The 24,575-nt window shown below is 40.1% G+C and carries 17 protein-coding genes and 2 pseudogenes; 13 read left to right on the plus strand and 6 right to left on the minus strand.

The features are described 5' to 3' along the window. Positions 1-230: 230 nt before the first annotated feature. Both ftsZ and MKY41_RS19250 read left to right on the plus strand, forming a co-directional pair. A pseudogene (gene ftsZ, locus MKY41_RS19245) lies at positions 231-1,181 on the plus strand (cell division protein FtsZ); the annotation flags it as partial. Positions 1,182-1,350: 169 nt separating this feature from the next. Next, positions 1,351-2,115, plus strand: coding sequence for an ankyrin repeat domain-containing protein (locus MKY41_RS19250; RefSeq protein WP_340746602.1), 765 nt, complete (start codon positions 1,351-1,353; stop codon positions 2,113-2,115). A gap of 293 nt (positions 2,116-2,408) precedes the next feature. Here the strand turns inward: MKY41_RS19250 and MKY41_RS19255 are convergent, their stop codons facing one another. Next, complete coding sequence (locus MKY41_RS19255; RefSeq protein ID WP_340746603.1) at positions 2,409-3,044, minus strand: 2OG-Fe(II) oxygenase; 636 nt, start codon at positions 3,042-3,044, stop codon at positions 2,409-2,411. Between the two features lie 613 nt (positions 3,045-3,657). Between MKY41_RS19255 and MKY41_RS19260 the strand changes: the two genes are divergently transcribed. From MKY41_RS19260 to queF, 4 genes are all read left to right on the plus strand, one after another. Continuing rightward, positions 3,658-4,662 (plus strand): Rpn family recombination-promoting nuclease/putative transposase, encoded by a 1,005-nt coding sequence (locus MKY41_RS19260; protein WP_340746841.1) that lies wholly within the window; start codon positions 3,658-3,660, stop codon positions 4,660-4,662. 139 nt (positions 4,663-4,801) lie between these two features. Continuing rightward, positions 4,802-5,479, plus strand: coding sequence for a 7-cyano-7-deazaguanine synthase QueC (gene queC, locus MKY41_RS19265; RefSeq protein ID WP_340746842.1), 678 nt, complete (start codon positions 4,802-4,804; stop codon positions 5,477-5,479). Beyond that, entirely contained in the window at positions 5,472-6,059 is a 588-nt protein-coding gene (locus MKY41_RS19270; RefSeq protein WP_340746604.1) for a VUT family protein, read from the plus strand. The genes queC and MKY41_RS19270 overlap by 8 nt, the downstream gene beginning before the upstream one ends. A gap of 16 nt (positions 6,060-6,075) precedes the next feature. Beyond that, entirely contained in the window at positions 6,076-6,564 is a 489-nt protein-coding gene (gene queF / locus MKY41_RS19275) for a preQ(1) synthase (RefSeq protein ID WP_340746605.1), read from the plus strand. A 759-nt stretch (positions 6,565-7,323) separates the two neighbouring features. Here queF and glyA read toward each other — a convergent pair. Further along, positions 7,324-8,568 (minus strand): serine hydroxymethyltransferase, encoded by a 1,245-nt coding sequence (gene glyA, locus MKY41_RS19280; RefSeq protein ID WP_340746606.1) that lies wholly within the window; start codon positions 8,566-8,568, stop codon positions 7,324-7,326. Between the two features lie 247 nt (positions 8,569-8,815). On the opposite strand from glyA, the gene pdxR reads away from it, so the two are divergent. Beyond that, a complete protein-coding gene (gene pdxR, locus MKY41_RS19285) occupies positions 8,816-10,246 on the plus strand; it encodes a MocR-like pyridoxine biosynthesis transcription factor PdxR (protein WP_340746607.1) in 1,431 nt (476 codons plus the stop codon). A gap of 81 nt (positions 10,247-10,327) precedes the next feature. On the opposite strand, the gene MKY41_RS19290 is transcribed toward pdxR, so the two are convergent. Continuing rightward, on the minus strand, positions 10,328-11,557 hold the full coding sequence (locus tag MKY41_RS19290) for a benzoate/H(+) symporter BenE family transporter (protein WP_340746608.1): 1,230 nt from the start codon (positions 11,555-11,557) through the stop codon (positions 10,328-10,330). Between the two features lie 20 nt (positions 11,558-11,577). Then, positions 11,578-12,319: pseudogene (locus MKY41_RS20830) on the minus strand (YggS family pyridoxal phosphate-dependent enzyme). Between the two features lie 1,079 nt (positions 12,320-13,398). Here MKY41_RS20830 and MKY41_RS19300 point away from each other — a divergent pair. From MKY41_RS19300 to MKY41_RS19325, 6 genes are all read left to right on the plus strand, one after another. Then, entirely contained in the window at positions 13,399-14,598 is a 1,200-nt protein-coding gene (locus MKY41_RS19300; RefSeq protein ID WP_340746610.1) for an MFS transporter, read from the plus strand. A gap of 349 nt (positions 14,599-14,947) precedes the next feature. Continuing rightward, positions 14,948-16,333, plus strand: coding sequence for a type III glutamate--ammonia ligase (gene glnT / locus MKY41_RS19305; protein WP_340746611.1), 1,386 nt, complete (start codon positions 14,948-14,950; stop codon positions 16,331-16,333). A 27-nt stretch (positions 16,334-16,360) separates the two neighbouring features. Continuing rightward, positions 16,361-16,849 carry an Lrp/AsnC family transcriptional regulator gene (locus MKY41_RS19310; RefSeq protein WP_340746612.1) on the plus strand — a complete coding sequence of 163 codons (489 nt, stop codon included), beginning with the start codon at positions 16,361-16,363 and terminating at the stop codon, positions 16,847-16,849. A gap of 65 nt (positions 16,850-16,914) precedes the next feature. After that, positions 16,915-17,646: a gamma-glutamyl-gamma-aminobutyrate hydrolase family protein gene (locus MKY41_RS19315; RefSeq protein WP_340746613.1), complete on the plus strand. Its 732-nt coding sequence runs from the start codon at positions 16,915-16,917 to the stop codon at positions 17,644-17,646. Positions 17,647-17,655: 9 nt separating this feature from the next. Beyond that, the gene (locus MKY41_RS19320) at positions 17,656-18,930 is read left to right on the plus strand and encodes a YlbE family protein (RefSeq protein WP_340746614.1); all 1,275 of its coding nucleotides are present in this window, start codon (positions 17,656-17,658) and stop codon (positions 18,928-18,930) included. A 161-nt stretch (positions 18,931-19,091) separates the two neighbouring features. Beyond that, entirely contained in the window at positions 19,092-20,480 is a 1,389-nt protein-coding gene (locus MKY41_RS19325; protein WP_340746615.1) for a purine-cytosine permease family protein, read from the plus strand. 221 nt (positions 20,481-20,701) lie between these two features. Here the strand turns inward: MKY41_RS19325 and MKY41_RS19330 are convergent, their stop codons facing one another. Next, positions 20,702-21,619, minus strand: coding sequence for a tRNA dihydrouridine synthase (locus MKY41_RS19330; protein ID WP_340746843.1), 918 nt, complete (start codon positions 21,617-21,619; stop codon positions 20,702-20,704). 285 nt (positions 21,620-21,904) lie between these two features. Next, entirely contained in the window at positions 21,905-24,490 is a 2,586-nt protein-coding gene (locus MKY41_RS19335) for a CBS domain-containing protein (RefSeq protein ID WP_340746616.1), read from the minus strand. Between the last annotated feature and the right edge of the window lie 85 nt (positions 24,491-24,575).

Here is a 24,575-nt window from a genome sequence, read left to right on the forward strand (position 1 = left end):
CCATATCATATTAAGTATCGTACATCGTCTCTCATGAATTGCTTATCGGGCTATATTATATTAAAATTAAAAACAAAGATTCCCTGCAGGTCTTGGGGATTACAATAATTTAATGAAGGCATTGTTAAAGTAGCTACCTTTACAGGGACTGCTTTAATAATGCTTTTTTCTTTAAATATCAAAAAAATAGGTCATTTTAAAAAGGTCATATGGAAGAAACTGAGGGAGCGATGGAGATGGAGTTTGATACAAATACAGTTGCCATTCAAGTAATCGGTGTAGGTGGCGGAGGCAACAATACCGTAAACCGTATGATTGAGCATGGGACACAGGGTGTAGAGTTTATTGCGGTTAATACAGATATGCAAGCAATCAATTTATCGCAAGCCGAGACGGCAATGCAAATCGGTGCAATATTGACAAAAGGTTTAGGTGCTGGAGCTAATCCGGACATAGGCAAAAAAGCAGTGGAAGAAAGCAAAGAAGCGCTCCAGAGGAAAATGGAAGGGGCAGACATGGTGATCGTCACAGCCGGAATGGGAGGCGGGACCGGAACAGGGGCCGCCCCTGCAATCGCGGAACTCGCCCGGGAGCTTGGCATACTCACGATAGGCGTCGTGACATATCCCTTTACGTTCGAGGGCCGGAAGCGGGCAGTACAAGCGGAAGTTGGAGTCGCCTCAATGAAGAAGGCGGTAGACACGTTAATTGTCATTCCGAACGATCGCTTATTAGGGATGATCAATAAGCATACACCAATGCTAGAAGCGTTCCACGAAGCGGATCATGTCCTACGCCAAACGATCCAGGGAATTTCAGATATCATTACCGTACCGGGCTTAGTCAACGTTGACTTTGCCGATGTGAAAACGATCATGTCCAATAAAGGTTCGGCTTTAATCGGCATTGGCAGCGCAAAAGGTGAAAACCGTGCTGTTGAAGCAGCGAAAAAGGCGATTTCCAGTCCGTTATTGGGGAATGAAACGTCAATATATGAGGCCCAAGGTGTGCTGATGAAACTTTCAGGTGGGACGAATGTAAGCCTATTTGAAGTACAAGAGGCTGCAAATATCATTGCCTCTTTGGGAGACAACAAGTCCGACATAATTATTGGTTCTGTCATTGACGAAACTTTACAAGATGAGATTGTCATAACCGTCATTGCTACTGGGATCAATGATTGAACGGCTACGGTTATGAAAACATTTTCCCATCCTTAAACCGAAAAGAGGCCACCATAACGGGGCGGTTTAAGAATGCTAAAAAGAATGAAGAGAATCTAGGGAAATAGCTTCTTGAATTATGAACACGGCGTTTCATCAATAAAATTTATAAAGGAGATTGTAATTTATGAACTTTAAGCGTGCCAATCGACAGATTGCTTTTCTTCTCTCTGTTTTGCTCATGGCTGCTTGTCAAAATCAAGACATTGCAGAGAAGGAAAATATAGATACGGTGAGAAAAGACATTGATGAAAATGAGGAGGCAACTAAAGAAATGAAAAACGAAACGAGCAATTTTGAGCAAGGTAGCCTACTAAAAGCAGTGAGTGAAAATGATGAAGGATTAGTTCGTTCGATATTAGCGGATTCCGATTACCCGATAGATGAAATGAACGACAAAGGGGAGACAGCTCTGCTAATCGCCGTTCATAATAATTCCATTGAGATTAGTAAAATGCTCATCGATCACAAGGCAGATATCAATAAACAAGATAAGATTTCGGATAGTCCTTATCTATATGCAGGCGCTCAAGGCAGAACGGAGATATTGAAATATATGCTTGAACATTCTTCGCCGGATGAGAGCGTATTTAACCGATTTGGAGGGAATGCTTTAATTCCTGCTGCGGAGAAGGGGCATTTGGAAAATGTTAAATTACTTCTTGAAAAAAGTAAGAGTGATATCGATCATCAAAACAATTTTGGTTACACTGCGCTTATCGAGGCAGTTGCTCTAACAAACGGCTCTGAGACATACCAAGACATAATCCGTGTTTTACTGGAGAATGGAGCAAATCCACATTTAAAAGATAACTCCGGAAAAACAGCTTTAGATTATGCGCAAGAACTAAATTATGTGGAAATGGAGAACATTTTACAGGAATATCATTGAACTGTTTAGTCGCAATAGGAGATATTGAATATATAGCAAGCAAAAGAATACAAAGTGTTAAAAGGAGTGCGCATTCATACCGGTAAGGGAATCTGTCCATTCGACCAAGCGATTTTACCGACGATGAGGCTTTGTCCGGTTGGCAATTTACTATCCATCATGGTGTTGTAATTTTTAATAAGAGAGGACCTTCCCTTCATATATATACATTTAGGGAGGTCCTCTTTTTTGTTGCTAAGTAATCTGGTTCTATAAATGCTCAGAGTTACGAAATTGATTTAGTTAGAAAATTTTCACCTTACTTTTTGTTTTCTCATCCATTGCGTGGCGACCCACTTTTCACCAGTGATAACGGGCGCTCCACCGTGTAAAGTTAACTCGTTTAAATGTGGATCGGTGTAGAAGTACTCGAAGTAGACTGCCATACCTTTTTTGGGGGATACTGAAAAATTCAGTTTAGGGAAAAATGTTTCTCCACCTTGTTCTACATCATTTAAGTACATAACGAGAGTACTAATTCTATTATTTGTTACTTTGCTTGTTGATGAAAAGAAATCATAATGGGGTTTATACTGCTGACCCGGAGTATACTGAAGGATTTGAATGCCTTCTCCGTGTTCAATGGGTATATTCATAATAGATGAAATTCTTCTTTCGACTCTCGCAACCATTTCGTTTTCACTTTCTTCAATAAACATACCGCTACTTGTTCTCAGTTCATTTACTGCGCGCGTCGTTCCTATTTTTGAACGTTTTATTTTGTCCTTTGACAATTGGATGAGTTCATCACACTCTTCGTTACTTAAAACATTCCCTAACACAACTACTAAAGGCTCTTCTAATCTAATGACGATGTCAATTTCTCGGTCTGTAATTATTTTATTTCCAACGTGATTAAATATTGTTTGCTCTTTATGGTCCGTTATCAACTTCAAACACCTCTTAAACGATCTAGTTTTTAAAACAATACGTTTGCGTCGTGAGTTTATGTGTTTTAACGGTCTTCTTACAGTGTAGATTATACACTTCCTTTTGGAATTAAATTCAATTTATTTTATTTCATCTGTAGTAAAATGTCAATTAAATCCATTATTTAGAAACAATATTGTTTATTGAGGAAAAAATAATGATAAATTATCGGTTCGCTTCAGTAATCAGCTAATTGAAAAAGGTTCTCTCGTCACTTTTTTCGAGCAGTACAAAGTCAGACCGCCAAGTGCTCGACATCATCCGCCGCAACTCCGTCAAATACGGCGTTGCCCATCTGAAGCACGGAACGATCGATACCCCCTTTTATCAGTATAGGTGCCTGTCACAAATTTACTCTAATATTTATCACCATGAATGTAGGTTGTCCCAGTGAAGTGAAAGGTGTTGTTCGGCAGCTGCGTTCATTTCAGCAATCGTGGTTAGGTAATGTGTCATTTACTATTCCCCCTTTGCCCTCTATCTAAATGGGAGGGGTCTTGAACGTATGTTCGTGTTGCGGTATAATTAATTTAATAGTCGGATATTATGCTGGAGGTGTTTTTTAGATTGGTCATGACATTGATTAAAGAAGAGAGGGTTACTTATCACAGTAGTCCGTTGGATCAGGACGGTTTGTGGAAAAAGGTTATTGGTGAATTATTCGAGGACTTTTTACTGTTTTTCGCGCCAGAGCTGCATACGCTGATTGACTTTAATCAGGAGCCAGATTTTTTGGACAAGGAATTGTTTCAGGAGGTTGCCGATAGGAAAAAAGGCAGGCGTTTTGCAGATCGATTGGCAAAAGTCCGTTTAAAAAATGGTAAAGAACAATGGATTCTCATTCATATTGAGGTGCAAAGTAAAAGAGAAACGGATTTTCCTGAACGAATGTTCCGATACTTCTACCGCATTTACGACCGTCATCAAGAAAAAATTGTCGCGATCGCTGTTCACACATCCCCTAGCAAAACTACCATTCCCGAACGTTTCAACTACGATTATTTAGGAACGCAGCTGCACTATTCATATAGGAATTACCAAACGGAAGCGTATTCTAATGAGGAACTGGAACGGTCTGATAATCTTTTTAGTAAAATTGTATTAGCGGCAAAGGCTTTGCATCAAACAGAAGACGAATCCCATCAACGCTATCTATTTAAAAGAAAACTAATGCGCGAGCTGATTCGCAATCAAAACTATTCCCGCACCGCCGTTCAAGCTGTTTTTCATTTTATCGATTACTTGTTACAATTGCCAGAAGCATATTCAAAACAACTATCTGAAGAAATTCGACCAATCATTCGAAAGGAGACGGAGTTAATGGAGCTATACAATAAAGAAAATGCTTCCCCGACCATCAAGAATGCTTTTGACTTGGAGTGGGAGAAAGGGGTCCAGCAGGGATTAGAGCAAGGATTGGAGCAGGGATTGGAACAAGGTTTGAAGCAAGGAATCGAGCAAACCGTGAAAAAAGTAGTGGTGGAGATGTTGAAAAAAGGGACATCGACGGAATTCATTGCGGAGGTCACACACTTAGAAAAAGAGGAAATTGAGAAGATGAGGGAAAGACTGCAGTGACTAATTTCAATGTCAAATAGATGCCGAAAATACACTTTTTTATTAACTAGATTCCTTGCGCTTCCGTTCGAATAGGCGGTTCACAAAGGCGATAGATTCAACTATACTATGACTAAGAGGGTTCGAAACCATCCCCTCTATAAAAAAAACTAGGGAGGAATTACATATGGAAAAAGCGGTAGTTGTATTTAGTGGCGGGCAAGATTCGACGACTTGTCTTCTGTGGGCACAGGAGACATTTGATAGCGTTGAAGCCGTCACTTTTTTGTATGGGCAAAGAAATCGTTCGGAACTGGATTCGGCAGAGAAAATTGCTAAGGATCTTGGGGTTCCTCATACGATCATGGATTTGAGTCTGCTGAGTCAACTGACGGAGAATGCCATGACTCGGACTGATATGGAAATTGACGAGACAGGCGCGGTGCCCAATACGTTTGTCGAAGGCCGAAACCATATTTTCCTGTCCTTTGCGGCGATTTACGCAAAACGGGTTGGGGCGCGGCATATTGTTACGGGTGTCAGTGAGACGGATTTCAGTGGCTATCCCGATTGCCGCAATGATTTTATCAAATCCTTAAATTTGACGCTCAATCTCGCGATGGATGCCCGCTTCGAAATCCATACGCCGTTAATGTGGGAAACGAAGGCGGATGTTTGGGAGATGGCGGATAGAATGGGCAGGCTGGAGTATATCAGAAGGAATACGACGACGTGTTACAACGGGCTCATCGGTGACGGATGCGGCGATTGCCCTTCTTGTAAATTAAGAAAGCAAGGCCTGGATGCCTACTTAACAGGAGGCCGTGAACATGTTTAGGATTCTTATCTACTTGTTATCTATCGTACTTGCCAACGTCATTACAGCCAAATTTGCACCGCTTGAATTAGGGTTATTCATCATTCCGTATGGAACGTTGTTTATTGGATTGACGCTTGTCATGCGGGATATGGTTCAGAATAGATATGGCCGTGCGAAAACGTATATGTGGATTGTAGCTGCGCTTGCAATATCTGCAATTACAAGCCACTTGTTAGGCGATGCGCTGTGGGTCGTATTTGCCTCGACGCTCAGCTTTATCATATCCGAAACAGTAGATACGGAGATTTATACGCGTTTCAAATTGCCTTTTGTAAAGCGTGTCATGTATTCGGGAATTATTGCTGGATTTCTTGATTCGGCTGTATTCGTCATTATCGGAATCGGTCCTTTAGGGCTCAAGTTTGTGCCTTGGGAGCTTGTTCCTTATGCGATTGCGGGACAGTGGGTAGCGAAAACGCTTATGCAGCTGGTCGTGGCCGGGGGAATCAGGCATTTTGTTATGAAATTGGGCATTTATGAACCGAATATATCAGATGTTACACAACCAGTTCCGCAAACAGTGCGGGCAACACGATAAGGGAGGAACAAATAGTATGAAACAAAGTGATACGAAGGACCTCACGCTGCTTGGAAATCAAAATACGGAATATCGATATGATTATAACCCGGAAGTGCTGGAAACATTTGAAAACCAGCACCAGGAAAATAATTATTTTGTAAAGTTCAATATTCCAGAGTTTACGAGTCTATGCCCAATGACGGGTCAGCCGGATTTTGCCTCCATCTATATTTCGTATATTCCGGATGTGCGCATGGTGGAAAGCAAATCATTGAAGCTGTATATGTTCAGTTTTCGGAATCACGGGGCCTACCATGAAGATTGCGTAAATCTCATTATGAAAGATTTAATCGAGTTGATGGATCCGAGATACATTGAAGTGTGGGCCAAATTCACACCGCGTGGCGGCATTTCCATTGATCCCTATTGCAATTACGGAAAGCCGGGAACGATGTTTGAGGAAATGGCGTACAATCGACTTATGCAGCACGACATGTATCCGGAAAACATAGATAATCGATAAGTAGTATGAATGAAAAGCGTTCAATCGAGGATAAAACGAAGGCAATCTCAACCTAAATAGAGGGAAATATAACAGGCAAGCTGCAATTCAAACGGCTTGCTTTTTTTCTACAATAAGTGTGGATCAATTGAATGATGGACATCATTTGTTGATATAAAAAAACACGCCTATGAAGGCGCGAGTTTTTACGAACGCAGGGTTATTTTCTTCCGCATGAAAGACGGATGTTCTTGTATCACCGCAGATAGTTGTCTAACAGGTCGGGTTTCTGCCGAAAGTTCAGTAAGCCCCCAATCAAACAACTCATATAAAATTAACTTGTTAACTCTGATACAATCAATAGATATATCAAATGAAGGAACTTGAAAAGACAAAATGTTATTGGTCCTAATTGGATTTTCTCTTTGAAAGTTGGTACTAAGATGAATGTAATCTGCTTGAGTTTGGTGAAAACAGCAAATGAGAACGGCACCGATTTATATAGATAACTTGTGAAGCTAATGCTAGAGTTTTCTTATTAGCTCCAAGGAAGAACTGGAAGTCATTGCGCCATCATTTATTTATGGCGTGTCCTTTATTAAATATAAAAAAATCATGTAATTCTGTGATAAAAAATTATAGACTTGAAAAAACTAGCAATGCTCAATATACTGCAAACAGTAGACTCAAACCGAAAAGGCCATTAGGAGTAAACTTAGTTTCTTATTTTATTTCAATTTACTCTCGAAAAGGACTGTACTGTATTTAAACTACATCAAATTATTGTAATCCTTCGTATAAAGGAAACTGATTCGTGATTTCATGTACATTTCTTAAAACCCGTTCTTTACTATCCGAACAATTTGGTTTTTTTAACGCAAGCACAATAAGATGGGCAATTTCTTTCATTTCCTTAGGTCCTAATCCTCTCGTTGTCATAGCAGGAGTTCCGAATCGAATTCCACTTGTAACGAACGGGCTTGCCGGATCGTGAGGAATAGAATTTTTATTTGCCGTAATTCCTATTTCATCGAGTATTATTTCAGCTTCTTTCCCCGTTAGTCCCATATTACGCAGATCAACCAACACAATATGATTGTCTGTTCCCCCCGAAACGACATTTAATCCTTCACTTATTAATGTCTCTGCCAACACTTTGGCATTTTCAAGAACTTTTTCAATATACGTTTTGAAATCTGATTGTAACGCCTCTCCAAGCGCAACAGCTTTTGCTGCGATGATATGCATTAATGGTCCACCTTGTGATCCAGGGAATATCGCTTTATCGATTGTTTCTGCATAAGATTTTCTACACATTATGACACCACCCCTTGGTCCGCGCAACGTTTTATGTGTTGTCGTTGTAACAAAGTCTGCATGTGGTAACGGGTTGGGGTGGAATCCCGCCGCAACAATTCCCGCAATATGTGCCATATCCACAAAGAATATGGCTCCGACTTCAGCAGCAATTTGAGCAAGCAACTTAAAGTCAATCGTCCGTGAATAGGCACTAGCACCAGCCACGAGCATGCGTGGTTGATGTTTATGAGCAAGTTTGCGCACGTGATCATAGTCAATATAACCCGTTTGTTCATCTACACCATAAGAGACAAAATTGTAGAATTTACCGGAAAAATTTACCGGACTTCCATGTGTGAGATGACCGCCATGGGATAAATTCATCCCTAAAATTTTGTCTCCTAGTTCCAATGAAGCGAAGTAAACCGCCATATTTGCCTGCGAACCTGAGTGAGGCTGAACATTTGCATGCTCAGCGCCAAAAAGATTTTTAACACGTTGAATGGCAAGTTCCTCTATTACATCTACATAATCACAACCACCATAATATCTTCTTCCTGGATATCCTTCGGCATACTTGTTTGTCAGTACAGTACCTGTTGCTTCCATTACAGCTTGACTAACAAAGTTCTCTGATGCAATCAGCTCTATTTTATCTTGTTGTCTTGAAAGCTCATTCCTAATAGCTTCAGCCAATACTTTGTCTTTTTGTTCCAAGTTCTTCATGAAAAGATCCCTCTCTATTCCATATTACTTTGCCCTACTCTCTCCATTCAAAGAAATGGAGAGATTTTTCCACTATCTCACTGCTTCCAAGTTAGGCCTAAAAAACTTCCTTTTGCCTAATGCTTTGTGTTGCAAAGGCAACTATTCACGTGTTAGTATATCAACCAATGGATTGAGTTGAAACCTCCATATATTAATTATTGGGCAATCCATATCTTGAATAGAAAATCATCTAGGAGTGAATTAAATGCTAAAAGTTAACCGAGATGATAAAAGTCCCATATGGCAGCAGCTTCTTGACCAAGCAATTCATAATATTACGACAGGAAAATGGCCACCGGGTGAAATACTGCCCCCATCTCGTGAACTCGCCGTATTAGTTGGTGTCTCACGCTCCACCATACAGATTGTTTATGAGGAATTGTATAGTCGTGGGTACACTGTAACAAATCGACGCGGTGGAACAAGGGTAAGTGAATGGGGTTATAAATCCAGCTCTTCAGAGGAGGTTTCACCACAAGGGCCATCTATGCCACAATTACCTTTGTTAAACTCCGCAGTCGAACAGTTGCAAAGCTGGTTAAGAGGCAAAGAAAATCCAAACGTAGAAATCGATTTCTGTCCCCACGAGCCATACTTGGACGAACAATTTCAAAAAAATTGGAGACAATCGTTTTTACAGGCATCATCAAAAGCAGACCTAGCAAGTTGGGGCTATGGTAATCCTTATGGATTTGTACCGCTACGTGAACAAATTCAACGTTACTTGACATTCGAACGGGGAATTCACGTGGATATCGACCAAATTATAATAACTTCAGGCGCACAGCATAGCATAGATTTAATCGCCCAAGCCTTATTACATGAGGGAGATACGGTTTCTGTTGAAGATCCCGGTTTTCCAGCTGCTTGGATGACGATGAAATATCGGTCCATGGGTGTTGTTCCTGTCCCCGTTGACGAGCACGGACTACAAGTAGATTGCATTCATCCACAATCCAAGCTTGTCTTTGTAACTCCTTCGCATCAGTGCGCAGTTGGAGTCATTATGTCTGAATCCCGCAAGCAACAATTGTTACACATGGCTGTTCAAAATCAATTTTGGATTGTTGAGGACGATTATGATGGCGAATTTAGATATCGTGGTGATCCGCTTCCAACCTTATTTAGTCAACAACCTCAAAATACATTATATATGATGAGTTTTTCAAAAATGGTTGCTCCCGGTATTCGCATATCAGCAATCGTTGGCCCAAAAGACGCAATTCGCCAACTTGCCAAAATACATAAATTAACTTATCGTCACCTTCCAATTATGGAGCAATTGACGCTTGCTCATTTTATCGAACATGGTCATTTTATGCGCCATATGAGGAGAGTGAGAAATGTATATCGCCGTAGACATGAAGCCATGACGAAAGCTATCAACGAAACTGGGCTAGGTGATCGTTTCAAACTGAGTGGGATAGAAACGGGATTGCATATGCTTCTTGAAGCTGAAGAATCGTTTGATGAAGAAGTCGCAACGTACGAAGCACTCAAAAGAGGGATACGTGTGTATCCACTTAGTGCTTATTGTATAAGTAGTGATCGAAAAGGATGGGTGCTTGGTTTTGCTAAAGTAGATGAAGCGGCTATTGAAGAAGGCATTTATCGTCTTGCGGAGATACTTTTATAATACAAGTATCTCCGCCTGAATTTGATCTTTATTACAGCTTCATTTATGCTTTGACCTGCTCTGTACCTGCATTCATTTTTCCTATTGTTTCTGTTCAGCTTGTTGTACTCTGCTTAGCTTGTATTGCTTTTTATGAAATTTCCCATGAATCATTACATGTGCCACTAAACCAGCAACAAGTCCCCAAAATGCCCCCCCGACTTCAAGTAATGTAACATTTGCGGCTGTTGCTAAAAAAGTAATAAGTGCGGTTTCGCGCCCGTTTGGATTCGTTAAAGCGTTGGCGAGACTACTACCAATTGTACCTAGTAATGCCAATCCCGCTAATGTCGCAATAAAGGTAGCAGGGAGGATTTGGAACAGTGCAGCCAGTGTCACACCAAATACGCCGACAATAATATAAAAGATACCACTAGCAAGACCTGCAATATAACGTTTGTTTGGATCCTCATGTGCGTCTTTCCCTGTAGCAATTGCCGCTGTTATGGCCGCTACGTTAAAAGGACTTGCGCCAAATGGTGCTGCTAGAAGCGAGCCCAGACCTGTTACGCCCAAAATTGGATTCGCACTTGTTTTAAATCCATCGTTTCGCAATACAAGCATTCCAGGCATATATTGTCCTGTCAACGTAATAATAAACAGCGGTAATGCAACACCCAGTAATGCATGCAGCGAAAATTCCGGAACGACAAATACTGGCAATGCGATTGCCAATTTAATATTGCTAAAATCTGCTTGCCTCATACTGATCAAATAAATCAGGCCAATTATCAAAATACCTACTATAGCATATCGAGATGTAAACCTTCTTAATATGATATACGAAGCAAACAGAACGACTACAAGCAGAGGGTCAACTTCCGCACCGCCGAAAGCCGAAATACCAAACTGTAATAAAATACCTGCCAGCAATCCAGCTGCAATCCCAGGAGGAATACGCTGTACAAAACGTTCAAACATTCCCGATAACCCCAAAAAAATAAACCCTATAGCAGAGATGATATAGGCCCCAATTGCTTCCGGATAGGGTGTTATCGCTAAAGCTGAAACAAGAAAAGCTACACCTGGTGTTGACCAAGCTGTAATAATTGGTTCACGGTATCGGTAACTTAGCCATATACCAGTTACCCCCACACCAATAGAAATCGACCATATCCAAGAGGCGGTCATTTCAGGACTTAGACCAGCTACTTTTGCTGCCTGAAACACAAGAATAAAAGTACCCCCATAATTGACAATGACACCTACTAAAGCAGCAATACTAGGCGAAAACAAATCGCGACCACTCAATGAATTTGATGTTTTATTCATAAGTACTTCTTACCTCTTTCCTAATTATCTTGGAGTAGGTTTTCATTCCAATAATGCCCGTCCGGCAAATAACGTTGTCCAAACACTTTTGTGCCCACTCGTATGCTGGCAGATCCTTCTTCAATAGCAACCTAAAAATCACCAGACATACCCATCGAGAGAATATTAATTTCTATATGTGGAAAATCTTTTTCTTTAATTTATGTTTGGATTTGTTTTAATAATTGGAAACAGTGTCTGGTCTCATCGTTTGTGGCATTCAGTTTTCCAATCGTCATCAGCCCTTTATATTTAACGTTTCAAACTTGGACGAATGTTCAACCAACTCCAGAGCTGATTCTTGTGATGCACCGGACTTGCTTGATTCGTAAGACGTATTAATTTGTACCAAAATATCCATTGTCTAGTTCTCTTTGACAAATTGATGACGTAACGCCTGTCCTAATTTTTAACCGGTCCACCGAATGAATGAGTGTGACATATTTTATAACGTGCTTCACTTTATTCGTTTGTAGCTGTCCAATAAAGTGCCATTCTACTTGGTTGTATTGTTGTATATGCGGAAATTTCTCCCGAAGTTCTTGAGCTTTATTTTCTCCAAATAGAGTTTCCCTGCTTTAAAAGCAATTTTCAGTTTTTCCATCGGTATTGTTTTGTTGCTATCAACAATTTTACAACTTCTTTTTTACGTCCCAAAGCTTGACAAGCAAATTCGATTTGTTTCCATACAGTTTTGAGATTTTCCTCAACTAAATTAGCCAATGTTTCCCCCCTCTTTTCTTTTTTCAGATTTGTTGATGAACAGTTTAAGCATAACGAATTATGGATTGTTTAAAAACATCCATAATTAAAATTTTGAACATTCCATAATTAATTTACATACATTTATCAATTCAATTACCAGTCAATTACAGTCTGATACATGTGTGTGGTGTAAAAACAGCCACTTCAAAAGGAAGTGGCTACTGTCTGAACCCTTGTTTTATAAAGGGTTTTTTATTATGTCTTGTTTCAAATAAAATCATTTAATTTCAATCGAATTATAATTATTAAAACGTGTTGATAGAACGTATATTCCTGTATAATGATAAAGAAAGAGAAACGTTTGTTTCGTGAGGAAGAAATTACATGAGTGGGGTAAAATGGTTATACATATCCAAGGATGAAAATGTTTTTAAAGTGCCTAATCCTAAAAAATAGGCATAAAGCTGTAAAAGAGTTAGTGGGACAAAATGTCTTGACGGCGATGTTGTACTACAAAACAAAAGATAGAAGGCCTGAAAGACTTTTTAATTGTAGAGTTCGATCGAATTAGACTTGATGCTGAAGGAGGTTATGAGTTAACCAATGAAGAAGTGAACAAGGTGATGCAAAATGCCTTTAAATTTCATATATGCCACAGCGCAACAAATGGTGAATAGGGAAGGACCAGTTGTATTGCCATTAGCTCCTAGTATCCCTTCCTCGAAGGAAAAAATTGCGTATCTTAATAATGAAGTCCTTTATTTTTCGGTAAATGAACCATATTTATTCAAGAATAACATTAGATTAGGAGTTGTGCTGTCCTCTTCAGTTGCGAGACAGATGGGGTGGACTGGCGGGCCGTTAAGGCATTTTGCGGTATGATAGTGAAGTAGTAGAAATGATAAAGACACAGGAATTTAAAAGAAAGATACTGATAAAAAACCCCCTTTATTGCAGATTATTTATTTCACTAGAAGCAGAGTAAATCGCATTTGTATTCCTTAAAGTTAAGCGAGAAATTTATCAAAATGGTGGAGGGATTTAGTATAAATACTATGTGTAGTTAATGGTTTTTAAGTGAAAGGAGTGATTGTGAAATGAATAAAAATATTATTTCCGTAATCGGATGTGTTGCAGTAATTTTCTTACCCGGAGCTTTAGTGTTCGGCTACCCTGGAGTAATGGGAGTATATTGGCAAGAGAAATTAAACATCACACAAAGCCAAGTTGGCAATAGCATGTTTTTTATTTTGATTGCGCTTGGCATTGGGGCTTTTTACATAGGGAAATTACATAAGAAAATTAGTACAAGGCTGATTACTACGATTGGAACGATTATATGCAGTGCATCTTTAATCGTAGCTGCATACGCGACCAATATTATCATGGTCTATCTCTGGGCGTTTTTAATAGGCGTTGGGAGCAGCTTGATTTATACACCGGTTTTAACGACCGTGCAAAAAAACTATCCCACTAAACCTGGTTTGGTTACGGGTGTTGTCAATTTTAGCTTTGGTATTTCTGCTGCTATCATGTCACCGGTTTTTAGTGCGATGTTAATCAAATATGATTATTTCTTGATGAATATAATTGTACTTACCTTAACTATTACGGTTGGAATCATTGTCGCTTCTTTCATCAAGGATGAAAACCAGCCAGAACTTGTGAAGCCAAACATAGATTCCTCTAACAAAGTACATTCTCTTAGTTTACACCAAGCTCTCAAATCGAAAGAGTTTTGGATGTTTTGGTCGACATGGGCATTTCAAGGAGCGGCTGGAATGAGCATGATTTCACTTGCAGTAGTTTTTGGTATGAATAAAGGCTTTGATGCGACTTTGGCAATTTTGGTCTTAACCGCTTTCAATTTAACTAATGGATTTGGTCGTATTATTGCGGGGATCTTATCTGATTATATGCCTAGAAATCTACTAATGAGTTTAACATTTATTCTTTCAGGGCTAGCCTATATTGCATTGCCACAAGTAAATTCAATTATAGTAATTTGTATCTTAGTTTCCATTATTGGATTTGCATTTGGAACTTTATTTGCTTGCTCGGCCCCTTTAGCAACAGAATGTTTTGGCCTGCAAAATTTCGGCTTAATATTTGGTTATTTATTTACGGGATATGGTTTTGTAGCTGGAATTTTAGGACCTTCTATAAGTGGATTATTAGTAGATAATACTAGCAATAACTTTATGATTGTATTCGGGTATTTAAGTATACTAAGTCTTCTTGCTGCCGTAATGATTTATTTTGTCAATCCGAGAAAAATGAAGCCATCTACTTCATAATTTCTTCATTTGTATCTCACGTTTTTACTGTTCCCTCTAAATAACTACGATGAAATGAAATATACATAAAAGAGATTGAGAAAATATAATTTTCCAATCTCTTTTTTTGATGAATTTAGTCCATCTCATATTTAAAGTATCTATCAATATTTGACCCACAACGCTAGTTGATCTGAATAAAATGACATGTTAGAAGTGGTCACTCATCAAATGTTGTGACGAATTACGTTCATTTATATTGCTACTGCGACGAATTTAGTTGAAATTTCAGATAAAATTGACTTTTAAAATAATAGTTGGTACATTTCAAATATTCAGTTTTACAACTTTGCGAAAGGGGTTAGACAAAATGACAAGTAAATTTGCAGGAACAGAACAACTCGCGGCAAAACAAAACATTGAAGAATTGAAAAAAGAATTGAAGGACAAAGGGGTTAAATATGCTTTGGGATCTTATGTAGATGTTCATGGCATTACTAAATCGAAGATGGTACCAATTGATCACCTTGATTCAATGATGAAAGGATCGGAGCTCTATACAGTTTATGCTTTGGAAGGGATGGGTGGAAAAGGACCGCAAGATGACGAATGTCAAACTATACCAGATCGAGATAGCTTAGTCATTTTACCATGGAAAAGAGATGTGGTGTGGTTTGCAAGTGACCTCCATTATCACGGTGAACCGTATCCGCTATGTAGTAGAGTGATTTTAAAGAAAACAATGGAAGAAGCTCGAAAAGCTGGTTTTGAATTCATGTTAGGAATTGAACCAGAGTTTTATATCCTACGTGAAGAGGATGGGAAAGTTAAACCGTACGCGCCGGAAGACACATTAGTGATGCCTGGATATGACATTAGAACTACCTTACATTCTATGCCTTTTTTGGATACTATGGTTGAGTATATGAATGAGTTAGGGTGGGATGTAAATTCTTTAGTTCATGAAGGTGGAAATGGTCAATATGAATTTGATTTTACTTTTGAAAATGCTGTAACTACGGCTGATAGACTGATTTTTTTAAGACTAATGGCTGGAGAAGTTGCTAGACAGTATGGCGCATTTGCAAGCTTTATGCCAAAACCCTTCGTGGATAACTTTGGAAGCGGGGCCCATCATAATATGAGCCTTTATAAAGTAGGTACAAATCAAAACCTCTTTTATGATGAAAATGATCCTCGAGGTAATAATTTGTCAAGTATTGCTTACTCCTTTATTGCTGGATTGTTACGTCACGCAGGTTCTTTGGCTGCAATTTCAGCTCCGTTAGTCAATTCCTATAAGCGCTTAACACCGAGAGGTATGATGCCGCAAATAAGTTGGGCACCTGTATATGCTACCTACGGGCGTAACAATAGGACTGCAATGCTAAGAGTTCCTAAAAACCGACCAGCTGTAGAAAATAGGGTTCCAGACATTTCAGCTAACTTTTATTTATCATCTGCTCTTCATTTAGCTGCTGGTCTAGAAGGTATTGCTGAAGGTTTGGATCCGGGAGACCTTGTTGATTTTGATTTATATAATCTCTCAGATGAAGAGTTAAAGAATTTGGGGGTTGGTATACTTCCTAGGGATTTACTGGAGGCTGTCGAAGCATTTGATAGAGATCCTTTAACAGAAAAGGTTTTTGGCAAGGAGTTTAAGGATGAATGGGTAAAATTAAAGAAAAAAGAATGGGCTGAACATCACTTCCATGTCTCTGAATATGAACAAAAACGCTACATGAAATTATTTTAAACATTTACATGTAGAGGATGATGCCAATTGATAAATAAAAATGTAATCCGAATTCCGCCTGAACTTGATGCGCTGGATGAGGAAATTGTAAAGCTGCTAATTGAGGACGGAAGAATGCCGAATACCGAAATAGCTGAAAGACTTCATATAGCAGAAGCAACAGCCAGGCGAAGAATTAATCGTTTAAAGGAAGAAAAGATAATTAAAGTGGTTGCCGTCCGTAATCCCGATCACTTTAAAAAGTTTTTAAGCACAATTATCAATATTAAATGTGAACGCTCGGAAATAATTAAAACTGAAGGCTTCTTAACCAATCGAGCAGAAACTCGTTATGTTGGTTATTCAACAGGAAAATGGAATTTAGTGGCCGAGGCATTTTTTATTGATAATGACCATCTTTTAGATTTTTTGCTCGAGGTTGGTGAACTAGAAGGTGTGACGGACATTGAAACTTCCGTAATGCTGCGAATTGCTAAATTTAGCTACGAGTGGGAGTTTGATACGTTATTTAAATGAATGAAATTGAAGTTTAAATAATCCTCGTAATGAAAGCGTTTTCCAAGAAAGAGGTATATTGTGAGTTGGCAAATGAATACAGGCCGCTGATTGGAATAACCTGTGGGGTTTCAGAAAAGGGTATTGAGGGAGCGTATCCGCACGTCTCCCTGCCCTTGGCTTTTTATCAAGTTTTACAAAATTCGGGTGCATACGGAATTGCCATTCCACCAATGTTCAATCTGTCTGTTTTGAGTAAACTTGATGGCCTGATTTTAACTGGCGGAGCCGACATTGATCCATCTTTTTACAGGCAAATCCGTAAACCGTATACGGACAAACCCGACAAGATTAGAGACAACTTTGAATTTAAAATTCTGGTAGATGCATTAAATTTAGATATCCCTATTTTAGGGATTTGTAGAGGTGGGCAGTTATTGAATGTCGCATTTGGAGGAACACTCTATCAAGACATTTTGAAAGAGTGTCCTTACCTAGACATTCATAATGTGAAATCGGAACAAGAAATCTCCCATGAAATAGAGTTGATAGGTACTTCGAAACTGGCGGATTTAACTGAATTTAATAGTGAGGCAGTAAATTCAAAACACCATCAAGCTATCGATGACTTAGGGCAGGGACTCAAAGTGATTGCTGTAGCTACGGATAATTTAATAGAGGCAGTTGAATCGACACAACATCGTTGGGTGGTAGGTGTTCAATGGCATCCTGAAGTAATAGCAAAGCACAAGAATTTCCACCAGCGTATTTTCAACACTTTTGTAGAATCGGTGAAGACAAACTTATTAAGAATGTAGGTGACAGATATGAATAATATATCATTTGAAGAAAAAGTTAAAGCTAACGCCTATGCTTTGGAAAGGATAAAAAGTTCAGATCCTTATCTAGTTGATGTGAGGACTGTTGAGGAAGTAGTCCCGAACTTTAAAAAAAATATGATATTAACCTCGGGGGCACCTCTCCCCTGGGAAGAATATACAGGTGGGCAGCGTAATGCAATTCTATCTGGCGCGTTATTTGAGGGATTGGCCGAAAATCTAGAGGATGCAGAGTCAAAAATAACCTCTGGAGAAATAACTATCGCCCCATGTCATGATTTTGGCTGTATCGGATCTGTGACAGGTATTTATACCGCATCAATGCCTGTATTCGTAGTGGAAGATAGGACAAACGGTAATCGGGCTTTTTGTTCTCCATACGAGGGAGCAATTGAAGAAAAAATAACTTATGGCTTATATACCGATAACACTCGAAATAATCTCCTCCATCTTAAAGAAGTCGTTTGTAACGTAATTGGGATAGCTGTGCGAGAAAGTGGAGGAATTGCACTTCGTCCAATAATTCGTCGTGCAATTAATATGGGGGATGAACTGCACAGCAGAAATACTGCTGCTTCCCTTCTTTTTAGCAGGCATCTATTTCCTTATTTATTAGAACAATATAATACCGACCCTGTTGCTATCAATCAAACTTTAGATTATTTGAATAACGATTATAATTTTCTCCGTTTAGCGATGGCCGCTTGTAAAGTGACATCCGATACTATCAGTAATATCAAGGGGTGCTCTATAGTTACAGCTATGACATTTAGCTGCAAGGAATTCGCTATTAGGGTAAGTGGTCTAGGGGATCAATGGTTTAGGGCACCTCTTCCAAAAGGACAGGTAAAGTTATTCGAAGGATATACAGATGCCGACGTCTCATGGATGGGAGGGGAAAGCTGTATTACAGAAACAATGGGATTGGGTGGATTTGTTCAAGCAGCAGCATTTACTCTACAGGATTATAGTGGCGGTACTCCAGAATTGATGATTGAAAATAACAATAAAATGTACGAGATTACGTTGGATGAGCATCCGGAATATAAAATACCAGTTTTTCAATTTAGAGGGGCGCCATTAGGGATTGATATACACCGCATCGTTGAATCAGGAATTACTCCAGTGATAAATATGGGAGTAGCACATAAAGATGGGGGTCAAATTGGCGCGGGGGTTGTTAGTGCTCCTACAATCTGTTTTGAAAAAGCGACTAAAGCTTATAATAAAGTTTATATAAGATCAATAGCGAATGCTCCTTGAAAATTAGGCTTGCGATTACCTGAAAATAAGGAAGTTATTTATCTTCGATGAAAATGAGTTTCAAGGCACACGACGGGCTGTACAGGACATGGGGAAAATTATAATAGTAAAAATCCATTTCACTTATGAGTACTTACTATTAAAGCATGAGGTGAATAAATATGAAAATCCGAAATCTCGTTAGTAATTTTGGACAGGACAGTGTGCACCCCATTTCATCTGAGAATCGAACATTAGGCTATTTTTCAACAGCATCATTATGGATTGGTGCAGCAGTAATTGTAACCACTGTCTATACAGGTATGTTACTTGTTCCGGAACTTCCCTTTTTAACAGCTTTTTTCATCACCATCATTGGCTCTATTGTCGGAGCTTTTTTCCTCATATCTGTAGGGAAAATTGGAACAATAACTGGATTACCCACTTTAATACTTACTAGGGGAGCCTTTGGTCATCGTGGATCTATACTACCGGCTGCTGCACTGGGAATAATGTATATTGGTTGGACATTTATTCAAACCTATATGGCGGCTCTAAGTTTAGATCATGCAGTCTACTATATATCAGGCTATAACAATATAAACCTATTTGTATTCATTACTGCCGTACTCACTGTATTAATTGTGCTATTTGGATACCGAGGCGTAGTGGCAGCAGAAAGAGCAGTGGCGAGTATAATGGTAGTGCTTGCATTAATTGTTTTTGGGTACATGTTTACTAAATTTGACGTGCAATCTCTGCTTATGATGAAAGGCAGTGCAACCCCAGAAATCACTAATATGATAGGATTTGATATTGTATTTGTAACAGTTTTTACATTTATGGCCTTAGTTTGCGATTACAATAGATATTGTAAAACAACCCGTATAAGTTTAGTAGGTACTTTTGTTGGTTACAACATTGGCAATATCATTGCTTTAGGTTTAGGGTTAACTGTAGTAGGTTTCGCAGTTTTACAAGGTCTGCCGATGATATATGACCCGACTGATTTAATTGGTCAACATAGCTCAATCGTCTCTCTTATTGCCGCGATTGTTATATTCCTCTCAGTATTAACTACAAATGTAATGGTCGTATACAGTGCCACCATGTCCTACTTGGCAATTTTCAACAAACATCGCTTTTGGATCCCAGCTCTTGTAATAGGTATGATTACAATAATAGGCTCATTTTTAAAGGATTGGTTATTAGACCATTTCCAAGATTATCTAATCTTGAGTGGAGTTATCTTTATTCCACTAGTCACTGTAATGCTCACTGACTATTACCTTCTAAAAAAATCTAATTATGATGCAAATGAAATTGTTAGTGGAGAAAAGAAAACATATTGGTATATAGGAGGGGTAAACTATGCGGCCTATTTAACCTTTGTTATAGGTACTGCCTTTGCGTATTATTTTTCCTTTGTTTTTGTATTACCAACTGGCGCTACTCTCTTTGCTGTTTTTCTAAGCTTCTTATGCTATCTCGTGTTAGAAAGGATACAAAGAGTCTTAATTGATAAAACAAAACTATCTTCTTCTATGATAGAAAATAAAAATTTCTTTTAAAATGAACATAAGTCTTAAGACGAATGGGCAAGTATTTTACACATGTAAAATGCTCGCCCATTTATCAATTCATCTAAATGAAAAATAATTCCGGTTTCGATGTTGCGCAGGTGATGGAACTTAACACGACGTTTATGATATCATTCATTGAAGATTGTGAAATGAAGGCCCTGATATCATGAGGAGTTCGGGCCACCTTATCCCTTCTTTGAAAATCTTCCTCAATCCAATCCCTTATCCATTACCTCTTTCACCAACCGCCGCACTTCATCCGTCGATTTCGTACCCATTAATTGATTTCGTAACTCGCTTGCTCCTCTAAATCCACGAATGTAGATTTTAAAAAAGCGAAGGAGCGGTTTGAATGGACGGGGCTCGAATTCGCTTGAATATTGATCATGGAGATCCAGTTGTAAAAGCAACAGGTCGAGATATTCTTTCACGCTATGTTCTCTCGGTTCTTTTTCAAACGCGAATGGATTGGTGAAAACGCCGCGGCCGATCATGACACCATCGACGCCGTATTGGTCGACTAATTGTAATCCTGTTGCGCGGTCAGGGATATCTCCGTTGATCGTTAGCAATGTATTTGGAGCAATTTCATCCCGTAATTTTTTAATCTCAGGGATTAGTTCCCAATGTGCGTCCACTTTGCTCATTTCTTTTCTAGTACGAAGGTGAATAGAAAGATTCGCGATATCCTGTTCCAATACATGTCTTAGCCAATCGCGCCATTCATCAACTTTGACGTAGCCCAGTCTTGTTTTCACACTGACTGGCAACCCGCCGGCTTTTGCCGCTTGAATTAGTTCCGCCGCCACTTCAGGGCGCCGTATTAATCCCGCGCCTTTTCCATTTGCTGCAACGTTGTGCACCGGGCATCCCATGTTTAAATCAATGCCACGGAATCCGAGTTCTTTCATGTCGACGCTCATTTGTTTAAAGTACTCCGGTTTATCTCCCCAAATATGCGCTACAATCGGTTGTTCATCTTCGGTGAACGTCAACCGGCCGCGTACACTATCTCTTCCTTCAGGATGGCAATAACTTTCCGTATTCGTAAATTCCGTGAAAAAGACATCCGGTTTCGCGGCTTCACTGATGACGTGACGGAACACGACGTCCGTGACATCTTCCATTGGTGCCAATATAAAGAACGGCTTTGGTAAATCAAGCCAAAAATTATGCTCGTTGTTCAATTCATATCCTCCTCTTGCAACATGTATCTGTTGCAAAACCCTTTACTCCTCATGAATTTTACCACTTCTTTTGTTTGATGCACAGATACTTGTCTGAAATAAAGTCATATGTAAAGGACTGAGTAGGCAGCAGTGAAGTTGGAAATGAAAAATTCCATAACTAACACAAACAGCCCCCGACTTCAAAACGGCGAAGCAGGGGGCTGGGCCATGCGGTGAACTAGGTCAGATTTGCTTACTATAAAGAAAGTGTTCTGTTAGCCACTCTTGGGCTTGTTCTTTTGATGCAATTTTCCCATTTAGCTGACCCACTTCCACCTTCAATAGAATCTCGGAGAATGAAGGACCGGGTTTATGGCCAAGCTTCACTAAATCTTCTCCCGTCAAATATTTCGGAAGATGATATCGGCGGTTCACATAATCGATGACTAGTTGTTGCTTTTCCATCTTCTCCGCGGCCAGAATAAAGAAAATCGCTTCTTCTGAAACATGCTTCAAAAGAGGGTGATAATCACCGATCTGATCCGCTTCGCTCCAATGGCCAAATTGCTTCAATCCCTCGATTTCCTTTAACAACTTCATATCTTGTTTCGTCAGAGCAAATTTTTGGACGGCATGAAGGCTTGAGCCACAATAGAACGGCAGCAAGAAGTAGGGGAACCAGTCCAACTGACTTCCTTGGCGGTCTGCGGAATGTTCATGGTACAGTGCTTGGAGTTTCTCCGCGATCATACAAGCCGATCCTTCCGCTTCGTCTTTGATTCCAAATTGCTGCCAGAATTGCAGTTCGAATAATCGGCGGATTACATCGGACGGGTTGCCTTCTTTGAAGAGCCGTTTCATCTCCTCCACGATGCGGGGCGCTGTCAGATGTATGACATTCTCAATGGAGTTCAATGCCAATTTTTCGGTTTGCTCATCCATCCGGAATTGAAAACGCCCTTCAAAACGTACCGCCCGGAAAATGCGTGTCGGATCTTCAATGAAACTGATATTATGAAGAACTTTTATCTTCTCCTCACGGATATCTTCCCGGCCGCCGAACGGATCGATGAGCTCGCCGAATGTATCTACATTCAGACGGATCGCCATCGCATTGATCGTGAAGTCCCGCCTCTGCAGATCTTCTTCCAAAGTTGATGTTTCAACATTCGGCAAAGACGCAGGACGCTCGTAATATTCGAGCCTTGATGAGGTCAAATCGATGGACAACTCTGACGGATGGAGCCAAGTCGCCGTGCCGAAGCTTTCGTGTTCGAGTACTTCACCCCCGTACTCCTCCTGCAGGTTTTTAGCAAATAGGATTCCATTGCCCTCCACGACGATATCAATGTCGTCATTCGGTTTGTCCAGAAGGATGTCCCGCACAATGCCGCCAATCAGAAAGACTGGGATATCCATCCGGCTTGCGATTTCGCCGATCTCCTTCAACAAAGAGAACACGTCTTCCGATAATTGCGATTCCATCACTTCCTGCAAATGATGTTGTGAGACATCAGATTTTTCATCCGACTCATCCGAGAACGTATCACTGTGCAACATTTCAATAATATTTGTCCTCGTTACAATGCCGACCATTTTTCCATCTTCGACTACAGGCAGCCGACCGATATTATGCTCGATGACAAGCTCCTGTATTTGTTCAGCTGTCGTAGACGGATCGATTGTGATAACATTCGTCGTCATATATCCTTTTACCGGCGCGTGTCCCAAGCCGTGGTGATTCCCTTTGTCGAGATCCCTTCTGGTAATCAAGCCGACTAACCGGTCATCCGCCACAATCGGATAACCGGAATGTCCGTAACGGTACATGAGTTGGCCTGCTTCCTCGATTGTCGTGTCAGGGGACAACGTCTTCACAGGATGGGTCATGATTTCTCTTGCGGAGATGGCCGGCTTCAACATTAGATCCAAATGGTCGGTCAGCTCGTTTAACACATTTTCCAGGTCGCCTTTTTTAACCGTTGCAGAGCCCGCATGCTTATGGCCTCCTCCGCCAAACATCTGGAGAATCGGCAACAAGGTGATCCGGTCGGAATTAGCACGTCCCACGACATGGACATTGTTTTTCATCTTGACGACTGTAATGGCCGCGTCCGTCCCTTTCGTTTTCAATAATCTAGTCGTAATCGTGGCGAGCCCGTTCTGTGGTTTTTTCAACTGCCAGGAACTGACGGCGATTTCCAGTCCGTCCACCTCGTGAATAGTTGTCTCTGAAAGGAGGTGGTCCAGTAACTCTTGCTGTTCGGGCTTTAGAACTTCTTCTGAAAAACGCTGCACCATTTCCAGACTCATTCCGTTTTCAATCAAATAACCGGCCATTAGCAAATCGCGGGCTGTCGTGTTTTTATATGTAAAATTCCCGGTATCCGTATAAATGCCAAGTCCGAAAAGGGAAGCTTCAAACTGGGAGATCGGCAGACCCTGTTTTTGGATTTCTTCGAGCAGCAACGTGACGGCGGCTCCTACAGGTTCGACAATTCCCTCATCATACGCGACATCAGTTTCCCGCTTCGGGTGATGGTCATAGACGATAAACTTTCGTTTTTTCTCGTCAAAGTCTTTCGGAAGCTTTCCTAATCTGGAAAGGGAAGCGACATCGACTATGATCATCTCCGTCACTTCGTCCCAATCGACATGGATGTCCCGCACAAAATCGAGCGTATCCCGGTAAATATTCAAAAAGCGCTGCACCCGGTTGTCCTGCTTGTCCGAAATGACGAGGGGGGCGTTCGGATAAAGTTTCTTTGCTGCAATCATCGAAGCGAGCGCATCGAAATCCGTGTTTACATGTGAAATTATTACTTGCAACTGCATTTCCTCCTGCCTGACCGATGGTATTTGCCGAATCAAACACATGAAAGTTCGGCTCCTATCTATTATTATAGCAAATTCT

This window comes from Sporosarcina sp. FSL W7-1349 (assembly GCF_038003045.1).
GTDB lineage: Bacteria > Bacillota > Bacilli > Bacillales_A > Planococcaceae > Sporosarcina.

Bases quoted from the DNA above. Each gene is read 5' to 3' on its own strand.
- glyA (WP_340746606.1), bottom strand. From the start codon at position 8,568: ATGAAGAACTTGGAACAAAAAGACAAAGTATTGGCTGAAGCTATTAGG.
- MKY41_RS19320 (WP_340746614.1), top strand. From the start codon at position 17,656: ATGAATAATATATCATTTGAAGAAAAAGTTAAAGCTAACGCCTATGCT.
- MKY41_RS19325 (WP_340746615.1), top strand. From the start codon at position 19,092: ATGAAAATCCGAAATCTCGTTAGTAATTTTGGACAGGACAGTGTGCAC.
- glnT (WP_340746611.1), top strand. From the start codon at position 14,948: ATGACAAGTAAATTTGCAGGAACAGAACAACTCGCGGCAAAACAAAAC.
- MKY41_RS19300 (WP_340746610.1), top strand. From the start codon at position 13,399: ATGAATAAAAATATTATTTCCGTAATCGGATGTGTTGCAGTAATTTTC.
- pdxR (WP_340746607.1), top strand. From the start codon at position 8,816: ATGCTAAAAGTTAACCGAGATGATAAAAGTCCCATATGGCAGCAGCTT.
- MKY41_RS19260 (WP_340746841.1), top strand. From the start codon at position 3,658: ATGACATTGATTAAAGAAGAGAGGGTTACTTATCACAGTAGTCCGTTG.
- MKY41_RS19330 (WP_340746843.1), bottom strand. From the start codon at position 21,619: ATGGAAGATGTCACGGACGTCGTGTTCCGTCACGTCATCAGTGAAGCC.
- MKY41_RS19290 (WP_340746608.1), bottom strand. From the start codon at position 11,557: ATGAATAAAACATCAAATTCATTGAGTGGTCGCGATTTGTTTTCGCCT.
- MKY41_RS19270 (WP_340746604.1), top strand. From the start codon at position 5,472: ATGTTTAGGATTCTTATCTACTTGTTATCTATCGTACTTGCCAACGTC.
- queF (WP_340746605.1), top strand. From the start codon at position 6,076: ATGAAACAAAGTGATACGAAGGACCTCACGCTGCTTGGAAATCAAAAT.
- MKY41_RS19250 (WP_340746602.1), top strand. From the start codon at position 1,351: ATGAACTTTAAGCGTGCCAATCGACAGATTGCTTTTCTTCTCTCTGTT.